Origin of the sequence: Bacteroides reticulotermitis JCM 10512, from assembly GCF_000517545.1 — a bacterium.
Classification (GTDB): Bacteria; Bacteroidota; Bacteroidia; order Bacteroidales; family Bacteroidaceae; genus Bacteroides; species Bacteroides reticulotermitis.
Genome location: NZ_BAIV01000001.1, coordinates 80364 through 93282 on the forward strand (window position 1 = coordinate 80364; position 12919 = coordinate 93282).

General features: G+C 45.4%; 4 protein-coding genes and 2 pseudogenes. All 6 read left to right on the top strand.

What is annotated here, in order from left to right; translation table 11 throughout:
• Window positions 1-82 precede the first annotated feature (82 nt).
• The 6 genes and pseudogenes from JCM10512_RS00295 to JCM10512_RS00320 all read left to right on the top strand — a co-directional run bounded on the left by JCM10512_RS00295 (window position 83) and on the right by JCM10512_RS00320 (window position 12909).
• Window positions 83-1918, top strand: a complete 1836-nt coding sequence (locus tag JCM10512_RS00295; protein WP_158332160.1) for a glycoside hydrolase family 43 protein — start codon at window positions 83-85, stop codon at window positions 1916-1918.
• Window positions 1919-2044: 126 nt separating this feature from the next.
• Window positions 2045-5185 (top strand): SusC/RagA family TonB-linked outer membrane protein, encoded by a 3141-nt coding sequence (locus tag JCM10512_RS00300; RefSeq protein ID WP_183207985.1) that lies wholly within the window; start codon window positions 2045-2047, stop codon window positions 5183-5185.
• A 13-nt stretch (window positions 5186-5198) separates the two neighbouring features.
• Window positions 5199-7152, top strand: a pseudogene (locus tag JCM10512_RS00305) (RagB/SusD family nutrient uptake outer membrane protein).
• Window positions 7153-7194: 42 nt separating this feature from the next.
• A pseudogene (locus JCM10512_RS00310) lies at window positions 7195-10017 on the top strand (SusC/RagA family TonB-linked outer membrane protein).
• A 29-nt stretch (window positions 10018-10046) separates the two neighbouring features.
• Window positions 10047-11837, top strand: a complete 1791-nt coding sequence (locus JCM10512_RS00315; protein WP_044159260.1) for a RagB/SusD family nutrient uptake outer membrane protein — start codon at window positions 10047-10049, stop codon at window positions 11835-11837.
• A 19-nt stretch (window positions 11838-11856) separates the two neighbouring features.
• Window positions 11857-12909, top strand: a complete 1053-nt coding sequence (locus JCM10512_RS00320; RefSeq protein WP_044159263.1) for a DUF5627 domain-containing protein — start codon at window positions 11857-11859, stop codon at window positions 12907-12909.
• Window positions 12910-12919 lie beyond the last annotated feature (10 nt).

A 12919-nucleotide genomic window follows, 5' to 3' on the forward strand; every position in this document is an offset into this window, starting at 1 on the left:
CTCTACCGTATGTGATATTTTTGTGTCGATCAAAATTATGGCGGATTACGCCGATTCATTCAACAACAAAATATCTGATGACATGAAAAAGAAACTCACAGGAAATTATCACTTGCTGTTTTTAGCGTCCATGTTTGCTTTCGCTCCCGTCTCTTGTAGTGCCGAGAAACTACCGGCCTATATCCTAGGTGCGGAGGAGCAGACTGGCAACGATGCCGGATCCAATAAATCGACCGCTTACTTTGACTTTTTTACGTATAAAGGGAATGATGCTGTTTATACCAACAACCCCTTAACCACTCCAGGGGCTTTCTATACGAATATCCTTCCCGGTTTTTATTCCGATCCGAGTATCTGCTCGAATGGAAAGGGCGATTATTTTCTGGTAACTTCCTCTTTCTGTTACTTCCCCGGAGTACCCATATTTCATAGCACAGACTTGGTGAACTGGAAGCAGTTGGGGCACGTGTTGTCCCGCCCCAGCCAACTGATAAAGATCGATGGAAAACCTATTCAAGACGGCATCTATGCGCCCGCTATCGAATATAATCCGTACAACGAAACGTATTATATGATAACGACCAATATCAATGCCGGCAACTTTTATGTGACTACCCGCACTCCAATGGACGCTTCGTCCTGGTCGGAGCCTGTCTATATTGACGGATTGATGGGATGTATCGACCCCTCTTTCTTCTTCGAAGGCGATAAAGCTTATATTGTATATAATGACGGACCTGATACGGAAGCGTATTCCGGGCATCGCACGATCCGGCTTCGTGAATTCGACGTGGCCACCGGAAAAGTCATTAATCCGGCAGGAAGAGGTAAAATTCTTGTTGACAAAGGCACTGTAAAGCCCGGAAACGAAACACCCATCTGGATTGAAGGACCTCATCTTTATAAGATAGAAGGTACATACTACCTGATGTGTGCGGAAGGAGGAACGGGTCCGTGGCACTCCGAAGTGGTCTATCGCAGTGACCGTCCAACGGAAGGCTTCGAGCCATGGGATCAAAACCCGATCCTGACACAAAGGCGTCTGGATGCAACTCAGCCCGACCGCCTGAATCCGGTTACAACTACCGGACACGCTGATATGGTGCAGACAGTTGAAGGCGATTGGTGGGCTGTATTTCTGGGTTGTCGTCCTATTCCCGGAACGTCTGTAAACAAACGCTATGAGAATTTGGGACGTGAAACGTTTCTTATGCCTGTGAAATGGACGGAAGATGGTTGGCCGTATATACAGACCGGCGAGTTTTCCGCACCGATCGCACCCGTACAAGAAAGACCTTTTGCCACACGTGGGAACGATGTTACGTTTGGTAATTTTGAAAAGAGAGCGGACTTCGCGACTCAAACGCTTGGTGTGGAATGGATGACGCTTCGTGCTCCGGCTACCGAATATTATTCGTTGACCGAAAAAGAAGGCTATCTGGCTTTGAAATGCGCCGAAGTAAGTTCGCGTGAAAAACTGACGCCCGCCTATATCGGCAGACGTATGCAGCATCACGCCTATACCTGTGAAACGGAACTGACCCTCAACGCTAAAGATGAACAAGATCGGGCAGGCTTACTGCTCTTTCAGGATGATAATCACCAATACTTTCTGTCGGTCAACAAATCCGGTAAAAAAATGCGGATTGCTTTGGAAAAAACAAATGCCACCAAAGTGAATAATACCTGGGCCAACGCTTCGGTTACTACAATCGGGGAGCAGTTGGTGGACGATGGCGGCAAGCCAATCGGTCTGAAAGTAGAGTCCAAGGGGCTGACTTATGAATTCTACTACAAGCTGAGTAACGGAAGCTGGCAGAAACTGTGTGGCGATGTAGATGCTTATCATTTATCCGTTGCCAACTGTGGTGGCTTCACCGGAGCTACTATCGGTATGTATGCAACGAGAAAGCTCTGATATGAAAAACTGTGTGTGCTAATTTAAAATCTAAGAATGTATGAAGAATGTCTATCCCGATGGTTGAGGAAGCTCAACTCGTTGAAATCGATTAAATCTAAAGAGAGTTTGTAATATCTTAAACTAATGGTAATGGAAAATGTAAAAAAACAATTTCGAAAAATTCCGTGCCTTTTATTATTCATGCTTGTGGGGTGTTTGCTGACAGCCCATGCGCAGAATATAACGGTCAAGGGAGTAGTTATTGACGCGCGAGGTGAAAGAATCATCGGAGCCAACGTCATTTTGAAAGGGAACAAATCAGTGGGTACCATCTCTGATTTAGACGGTAATTTCGTGCTGTCGGTTCCCAAGGAGAGATCTGTACTCGTTATTTCATATATAGGTATGAAAGCACAAGAGTTGAAAGTGACCGGGACCAAACTGATGTCTGTTATTCTCGAAGATGATTTCGAGCAATTGGACGAAGTCGTCGTTGTAGGTTACGGACAGCAGAAAAAGGCCAGTGTGGTAGGCGCTATCACACAGACAACCGGACAGGTACTTGAGCGTGCCGGCGGTATATCCGATATTGCTACGGCGCTTACCGGTAATCTACCGGGAGTCATCACCACAGCCAGTTCGGGTATGCCGGGCGAAGAAGAACCGAAAATCGTTATTCGTGGGGCCAGTTCATGGAATAGCAGTGATCCGTTGGTGCTGGTAGACGGTATCGAGCGTCCGATGAGCAGCGTCGATATCAGTTCCGTACAATCGATCTCTGTTTTGAAAGACGCCTCGGCAACAGCTGTTTATGGCGTGAAAGGAGCTAATGGGGTCATTCTGGTAACCACCAAACGCGGACAAGAAGGCAAGGCACAAATCAATGTTACTGCCAACGCTACGATGAAAGTACCCTCCAAACTTCCCAATAAGCTAGATTCTTATGATGCGTTAATGGCACGTAACGTGGCTATTGAAAACGAGCTGAGCTTGAATCCGGACTCATGGAGTTACATCAAACCGCAGTCAGTCATCGATAAATACCGCTATCCGGCCAATCTGGAAGAGTCCGAGCGTTATCCGAATGTAGACTGGCAGAAAGTGCTCTTTAAAGACTATACCATGTCGTATAACGCGAACGTGAATGTGAACGGTGGAACCAATTTTGTGAAATACTTTGCTTCCATTGATTACGTGCACGAAGGTGACCTATTCCGTCTGTTTGATAACGGGCGTGATTACAATTCCGGGTATGGTTACGACCGTATTAACGCTCGTAGCAATCTGGACTTTCAAATCACGAAAACAACTGTTTTCAAAGTAAGTCTGGCCGGATCGACCGGATACAAGAAGACACCTTATAACAATGCCGGCTACAGCAGTTCGTCCGACTGGTCGGTAGCGCAGCAGTGGGCAGGTGCTTACAATATTGCTCCTGATGTATTCCTACCTAAATATGCGGACGGTTCGTGGGGATACTATCCGAATATATCCAACGTAACTAACTCTGCCGAGAACCTGTCGCTGGGTGGAACAATGAATACCACTACCACTCAGATTAATACTGACTTTGTGCTAGAACAGGATCTGAAATTTATCACCAAGGGCTTGTCTGCACGGGGAATGGTTTCGTGGGACAACACTTTTGTTGAATGGAAACGTGGAATCAATGACTTGTACAACGATGCTCAACACAAATGGATAAATCCCGATACCGGTGTGGCTACTTATAAAAAGGAGTACGACAACAATACCGGATTCGACTTTATGCAGGGAGTGATGTGGAATATAGAAGGTGGAGAAGTGCAGAACTGGGCAACTCAGCGTAGCCTTAACTACCAACTGCAATTAAACTGGGATCGTAGTTTCGAAAAGCACAATGTGACCGCTATGGGATTATTCAGTCGTCAGGAGAGTGCTATCGGTAGCGTGATTCCGAGTTATCGGGAAGACTGGGCATTCCGTACGACCTACAATTATGCCGACAGGTATTTTATTGAGTACAATGGAGCATACAATGGTTCCGAAAAGTTTAGCAAGGAGAACCGTTTCGCTTTCTTCAATTCGGGTGCTATTGGCTGGATGGTTAGTGAGGAGAAATTCATGAAGGGTTTGAAATTCCTCGATATGTTGAAGTTAAGAGCATCCTACGGTGAAATCGGTGACGACAACGTGAAGACCCGTTGGCTGTATATGAACCAGTGGGCTTACGGAGGAACTTCTTCACTCGATATCAATCGGGGAGAAAGTCCCTATACATGGTATCGTGAATCATCGGTAGGCAATCCGGATGTACATTGGGAGAAAGTGAAAAAGCTAAACTTCGGACTCGATTACGCTTTCCTCAACGGCTTGTTTGCCGGTAGTGTGGAGATCTTCCGCGATAAGCGTACGGATATCTTAGTAGATGGCGGTTCCCGCTCGGTTCCTTCTTATTTTGGAGCTACTCCGGTGACGGCTAACTTGGGTAAAGTACGTACCAAGGGCTACGAGTTGGAATTGCGTTTTAACAAGACATTTGCCAACTCCATGCGTCTGTGGGCTAACTTTAGCATGACTCATGCCGAGAGTAAAGTGCTTGAAAAAGATGATGCTCCCTTGCTCGATAGTTATCGGAAAACAGCCGGTTACAGCATCGGGCAGAATAAATCCTATATTGATGCTGGTTATATTAATTCTTACGATCAATTGTACGGTAGCCCTAAGCATGATACGAGCGATTCGCAAAGATTGCCAGGCGATTATTACATTATCGACTTCAATGGCGACGGGGTAGTGGATAGCAAAGACCAAGCTCCTTACGGATATTCCGATACACCGCAGAACACTTATAACGCGACTATCGGGTTTGAGTGGAAGGGCTTTAGCGCTTTTGTGCAGTTCTACGGAGTGAATAATGTAACCCGTGTTGTACAACTGACGAGTTTCGGAAGCCAGATGAATACGGTGTACGACATGGGCAGCTGGTGGTCGAAAGACAATCAGAATGCCGATGTGGTCGTTCCTCGTTGGTTGTCGAAAACCAGTGGATATAGTAACGGAACACAGTATTATTACGATGGTTCCTACATCCGTTTAAAGAACGCCGAAATAGCTTATACATTCTATCAACCATGGGTGAAGAAGTTGGGAGTCAGCAACCTGAAAATATACCTGAATGGAAACAACCTTTGGGTGTGGTCCAGAATGCCGGACGATCGGGAATCGAACTTTGCCGGTTCGGGAAGCCAGGGTGCATACCCCACCGTAAGACGCTTTAACCTAGGTGTAAAATTCACTTTATAAACTAATGAAGACAATGAAAAAGATATATAAGAACCTTTTATGTGGTGGATTCTTTTTGCTGTCGCTCGGGCTTGTCTCTTGTGAAGACTATCTGGACAAAGAAGCCGATTCTACCGTTTCAGAGCAAGAAGCATTCAAGAACTTTACCAATTTTCAGGGCTTTGTGGAACAGATATACAACTGCATTCCTGATAAAGAAAAGAACAACTATACCGCGTCTTGGAATTGGGGTGATGATGAGATCTTCAATCCCGAAGGCGATAGCCATATGACCCATCAGGTCGATTTAGGAAACTTTCGCGCCTGGTCTACCAATAATCAATGTTGGCTGTACCGCTCGGGTAGTGATCCTACGGCGACTTATCATCCCAACAGTGATGGGAACGCCAAATTTAAACACTCGTTGTGGCCGCATGCATGGTATTGCATACGTAAAGCCAATTTAGGACTGGCTAATCTGGATAAACTGACCGAAGCAACTCAGGAAGAAAAAAACCTGATAGCCGGACAACTTTACTTCTTCCGTGCATGGTGGCATTTTGAGATGATGCAGTACTTCGGAGGATTGCCTTATATTGATGCGGTACTCTCTTCGCAAGGGACTTTGACCTTACCTCGACTCACTTTTCAGGAATGTGCTGATAAAGCAGGAGCCGATTTTAGAAAAGCGGCCGATTTGCTGCCTATCGATTGGGATAACACCACCGTTGGAAAGAATACCGTAGGCAAAAACCAATTGCGCATCAACAAGATCATGGCATTGGGTTATTTGGGTAAAGCTTATTTGTGGGCAGGTAGTCCTTTGATGAAGAACGGCGCACAGCTGGGTGGAACTCAGACTTATAATTATGATGAGGCGTATTGCAGCAAGGCGGCGGATGCTTTGGGCGAACTCTTAAATCTGGTGGAAAGCGGGCAGACACAATATGCGTTGGCTGAGTTCGATTATGCGGATATCTATAATCATAAAAAGGCGACTTCGGCTACAACCTGTTTCACGGATATATTCTACACAACAGGACAGAATTGGCTGATGCCTGGAAGTACGGAAGCTATTTTCCGCGGTCCTTCCGAAGACTTTAACGGAAGTAACTGGAATATGACTAAAACATGGGGGCCTAAAATCAGCAGTCTCGTAGAGCACGATAATATTATCCACCAACACCGCCAATTACGTGAATTATTACGGAATGGCTAACGGGCTTCCTTTGGATGATCCGAATTCCGGCTTCGATAAAGAGCATCCGTTTAAGGATCGTGATCCTCGTTTCTACCACGATATCGTATTCGACGGTTTCAAATATGTGAATGCTGCCATGGGAGCCACTGATGAATATTTGCGCTATTGCTCGTTATACACAGGAGGTGTTATGAGAGCTACGGCTAATGCAAGTCGTACCGGCTACTTTATTCAGAAACTAGTGCCTCATACGGCTAATAAATACGATGGAGCGTACAACTGGTCGGGCAACTTGCATACTTATTTGCCATACATGCGTCTGGCGGATATTTATTTAATGTATGCAGAAGCTTGTGCAGCTGTGGGCGGAGCCGCCGGAAAAGCGACCAACTTTGGCAAAACAGCCGAAGGAGCTATCAATACCCTACGCAACCGGGTGGGAGCAGGTCATGTATCCGCTTCGTATACAGGCGATAATCGGAAGTTTATCGATGAAGTTCGCAGAGAGCGGGCCGTGGAGCTCTCTTTTGAAGGTTTTCGTTTCAACGACTTGCAACGTTGGTTGCTACTTACCGAATACCCGTATAATGTGAAAACATCGCAAGAGTTCGATCGGGTGGAGAACGAAGATTTCTATAAAAGTAATGATCCCAAAGATGCCCGTATAGCCAACTTTACTGAAAAGCAAATCGTGAAACGTTTGCTTGGCGTGAAGCATTATTGGTTCCCATTGTTGGAGTCCGATGTATATCTGTATGTCGAGTTTCCGCAGAATCCGGGTTGGTGATTTTATGTGGGCTAGAAAATGTATAATTAAAACGAATGAATGATGAAACATATACATATAAAATTCATTTTTTGTGCGCTGCTTACTGCTCCTGCCGTGCTACCCGCAGGTGCTCAGGGGCTGGCGGAAAATGATTCGCTGAATGCGAATGAATTGGTGCATGTGGCCTACCGAAAGGTCGCACCGGGCAATCTGTTGGGAGGCGTCTCTGTGATCAATGTCGAAGAACTGACACAAAAGAACTACAATACGTATAGTCTGGACAATATGCAAGGATATGTTGGCGGCTGGAATGGTAATTCTTTATGGGGTATGAGCGATCGACTGATCTTGGTCGATGGGGTACCTCGTGACGCGAACAACATCCTACCAACGGAAATAGATCAAATAACTTTCCTGAAAGGAGCATCGGCAGTTGTGCTTTATGGCAGCCGTGCGGCTAAAGGTGTAATAAGCATTACGACCAAGCGCGGTAAACAAGCACCCTTTACGGTGGAGGTTCGTGCCAATACAGGATTCAATGTAGTGAAGAGTTATCCGGAATATTTGGGATCTGCCGAATACATGGCACTCTATAACGAGGCTCGTGAAAATGATGGACTGGAAGCTTTGTACAGTAAAGCCGATATCTACAATTATGGTTCCGGAGAGAACCCGTATCGTTATCCGAACGTGAACTTCTACTCATCGGATTATGTAAAGAAAGCATATAACCGATCGGATGTAACTGCCGAAATCTCAGGAGGAAACCGGAGAGCACGTTTCTATACGAATATTGGCTTCAACAATACCGGAGACATGTTTAAGTTCGGTGAAGCGAAAAACAATCATGCCAGTCGGCTCAATGTTCGTGGTAATGTTGATTTGACGCTGAATGAATCGATTTCAGCTTATGTGAATGCCAACGTTTCTTTTTATGATTCGCGTGGAGCAACGGGGATTCTTACTGGACGGTAGCTTCTACTTTTCGTCCCAATCGCGTGTCTCCCTTGATCCCTTTGAGCTATCTGGACGAGCATGCACTTGCTGCACGCGATTTGTTAAATAACACATCCAATATCATTGATGGCAAGTACTTCTTAGGGGGGACTCAATCAGATTTGACCAATGTGTTTGGTAATTATTATGCTGCCGGATATAATAAATTCACAAGCCGCCAGTTTCAGTTTGATGCCGGTGTCAATATCGATTTGGCTAAAGTATTGAAAGGACTTTCATTCCAAACCCAGTTCTCGATAGACTATGCGACAAGCTATAACACGTCTTACAATAATGAATATTCCACGTATGCGCCCACTTGGTCGAATTATGGCGGCAAGGAAGTCATTGTAGGATTGACCAAATACAACAACGATAAGAAGTCGGGGGTACAGAATATCAGTGGAAGTACCGACAATCAGACAATCGCTTTTTCCGGTCAGTTCAACTATCAGAATACATTCGCCACCGATCATAATGTGTCCGCTATGCTGATTGCTTCGGGATATCAGCAGACCTATTCGGGAAAGTATCATCGTACCAGTAACGTTAATATGGGCCTACAGTTAGGATACAACTATCGCAATACGTATTACGCCGATTTCGGAGGAGCTGCCATTCATTCGGCTAAGTTGCTCCGGGACATCGCCAGGCATTTTCACCCTCTTTGACGTTGGGTTGGAGAATGTCGAAGGAGAATTTTCTGGCCAACTCTTCCGTGGTGGACGATTTGATGCTGAGTGTGTCGGGTAGCGTGCTACATACCGACTTGGGTATCGATAATTACTATATGTACGAAGGAATCTACAACCAGTCCAACGGTGCTTGGTGGGGATGGCGTGAAAGTGTATCGCTGCACTCAACAAACTCCACACAGGGAGCTAATAAGGATTTATCTTTTATTAAGCGGAAAGAATTGGCTGTTAATTTGAAGGCTTCTTTATGGAATAAGATGATTACCGCCGACGCGTCTTTCTTTGTCAACTCGCTTGAGGGACAGTTGATCACACCTTCTTCTCTCTATCCAAGCTATTTCTTTACCTACTATCCGGAAGCATCTTTTATGCCGAATATGAACTTCAACAACGATCGTCGCATCGGGTTCGACTTCAAGGTGGATTATAACAAACGCTTTGGTAAAGTAGACTTTACAGCGGGAGTGGCCGGAACGTATTATACAACGAAAGCTACCAAACGCAGTGAGATAAACGAGAATCAGTATCAAAATCGGCAGGGACGTCCGGTTGATGGACTTTGGGGACTTCAATGTCTAGGCTTCTTCCAAGATGACGAAGAGGTGGCTGCTTCTCCGGAACAACGATTTGGTGGAACAGTGAAAAAAGGCGATCTGAAGTATGTTGACCAGAATGGTGACAACATGATCGACGACAAAGATATGGTTTATTTAGGCAAGGGAGGTTGGTATGGAGATCCTTTAACCCTCGGACTGAACTTAACTGCTAAATGGAACAAGTTCACATTCTTTGTGTTGGGAACCGGAAGCTTCGGAGGAAATGCCATGAAAAACGACTCTTATCATTGGGTATCTGGCGAGAAAAAATATTCAGATGTGGTTCGGGGCCGTTGGACGGAATATACCAAAGAAACAGCAACCTATCCGCGTTTGACTACCGGTAGTGGCATTAACAACTTCCAGAGTTCAGACTTCTGGATGTATAAGACCGATGCTATCCGGTTGGCTAAAGTACAGGTTACGTATGATTTCCCGGCTCAGATGTTTAGAAAAACATTTATTCACGGATTGTCGGCCTATGTTAGCGGAGCCAACTTGCTCACTATTTCCAAAGAGCGCAAACTATTAGAGATGAATGTAGCAGTGCACCTCAGACACGATTCTATAACCTTGGTTTTAAGGCCACATTCTAATGTATTAGTAACATAAAGGAATTTGAATTATGAAAAATATAATTAAACTTTGGATTTTCTTACCTCTGCTTGTAGCTTGCGACGATCTGTTCGAACCGGCTATTGAGAACAACAGAGATGTGGATGCCATGTATGACGAACCAAGTTATGCCCAGGGGATTCTGGCCAATGCTTATGTCCTTCTACCTTATCAGACGGCTCCAGCCAGTGATGTCGCTACGGATGATGCTGTGACCAATGACAATAACAACGATTATTTGAGAATGGCTACCGGTTCGTGGGCAGCTATCAATGATCCCATGTCGCAGTGGCAGGGTCGTTTCAATGCCATTCAGTATATCAACCTCTTTTTGGAAAATGTAGATAAGGTGGTATGGGCCAAGGATTCGAAAATTCGTACCATGTTCAACGACCGTTTCAAGGGCGAAGCTTACGGACTCCGTGCGCTACAAATGTATTACTTATTGCGGGCTCACGGAGGAGTGACAGAAGACGGGCGTTTGATGGGAATACCCATTCTGACTGCTTCCGAAGGTCCGGAGTCAGACTTTAATCATGAACGTAAAACGTATGCCGAGTGTGTGGAACATATACTCAACGATGCTGGCAAGGCAATCGAACTCTTACCGCAAGAATACAAAACATTCACCGATGTACCCCAGAAGTATAAGGACTTGGGTGTAACAAATGCCAGCGATTACAATCGGGTGAACGGTGAAGCGTTCAGAGGATTGATGTCGGGACGTATTGCCAAAGCTGTTCGTGCGCAAGTTGCTTTGTTGGCTGCCAGTCCGGCATTCAGCGGAGGTTCGGGAATCACTTGGGAGAAGGCTGCCGATTATGCTGCCGATCTGCTTGATGACATCGGCGGACCGTCAGGATTGGATATGACCGGCAGAACGTGGTATGTAGATGCTGACAAAGTGACTAACTACGGATTGGGCGGAAGTCCTGCTGAAATCATCTGGCGGAGTAGCGTCGATGATAACAATGATTTGGAGAAGAGTAATTTTCCTCCTTCTCTTTATGGAAGCGGCTTGGTGAATCCGACTGAAAACCTGGTAGATGCATTCCCGATGGCAAACGGATACCCGATTACCGAAGCTGAGGGTGATTATGATGCCAGCGATCCATATCTTAACCGCGACCCTCGCTTGAATGACTACATTGTGGTGAATGGGAGCACACAAGGGCCCAGCAGTACGAAGATCATTACCGGAACGTATGGCACAACGACCGACGTAACTAATAAGGAAAGCGGTAAGTCAACACGCACCGGTTACTATTTGCGTAAGTTGCTTCGTTCTACGTGTAACCCAGACCCTCAGTATAATACTAAACAAAAGCATTATACGGCACGAATTCGCTTTACAGAGATTTTCCTGATCTATGCGGAAGCTGCCAATGAAGCATGGGGACCACAAGGTAAGGGCACACACACTTATTCAGCCTATGAGGTGATTAAGGCAATCCGCAAACGTGCCGGATTGGGTGTCAACAATACCGACCCGTATTTGGAAAGCATCAAGAACGATCCTGACAAGATGAGGGTACTCATTCGGAACGAACGTCGCTTGGAACTGTGTTTCGAGAACTTTCGTTTCTGGGATTTGCGCCGTTGGAAAGCCGATCTGAACGAGACAACACGGGGGATGCAGATCGGACAGCATACAGACGGTTCGCTGACGTATACGCCGATGCCCAGTGTGGAAGTCCGGAAATATAAAGATTATATGTATTACGGGCCGATTCCTAACAACGAAATCCTCAAGTGGGATAATCTGAAGCAGAATAAGGATGGTAATTGGCTCAATAATTAATGATAAAGATTAAAAAGATATGAAACGACTTAAATCATTACCGATACTACTTACAGGAACATTGGCTTTACTGTTTGCAAGTTGCGAGAATCAAAATATTGACTTTCCTGATTTTGGAAAGAGTTCGGTTTACTTTGCCTATCAGTATCCGGTACGAACTATTGTATTGGGCGAAGACCAGTACGATACAACACTCGATAATCAGCATAAATGTAAGATTTACGCCACGATGGGTGGAGTGTATGCCAATAATAAGAACATCACGATCGATGTTAAAGTGGATAATACTCTGTGCAACAACCTATACTTTGAAAACGGAAATCCAGTGAAGGCCATGCCGACTAATTACTATTCGCTTGCTTCGGATAAGATTTCGCTCAATAAGACGCTAAGCGATGGAGTTGAAGTTCAATTGACCGACGCGTTCTTCAAAGATCCGGATGCCTTGGTAAACACGTATGTGATTCCTTTGTTGATGACCCACGTAACGAATGCCGATCAGATGTTGAGCGGAACACTTTCGGAGGGAGTCGATCCGGTGAAATGTGATCCTACCGCCTGGATTGTTCAACCTAAAGACTACGTGCTTTATTGCGTGAAGTACATCAATGAGTGGCATGCGAACTACCTGCGCCGTGGTATCGATCAGATAACGGAAAACGGAGTTACGACAACGAATGTCCGTCACCAACAATATGTGGAGAAAGATGAAGAATGCAGCACGGTTACCCGGACGCTTAAATCAATCGTTTTTCCGGTAAGTACCAAAGTGCGTACGGGGAGTGGAGGAAACGAAACGGTAGAAACGCTGACTTGCAAACTGATACTGACTTTTAATGAAAATAACGAATGTACCATTACGTCCGGAACCGACGCATACACAGCTAGTGGAAGTGGTAAGTACGTAAAAAAGGGAGAAAAGAAAAGTTGGGGCAACAAAGACCGTGACGCTCTGTATCTCGATTATCAGATCGACTTCAATGCGAAGAAGTATGCGACGAAAGACACATTGGTTGTACATAGCCGGGGAATATCCTCTGAGGAGTTTTCGCCCTCTTATACAAAAGAGTAACTTTTAAATC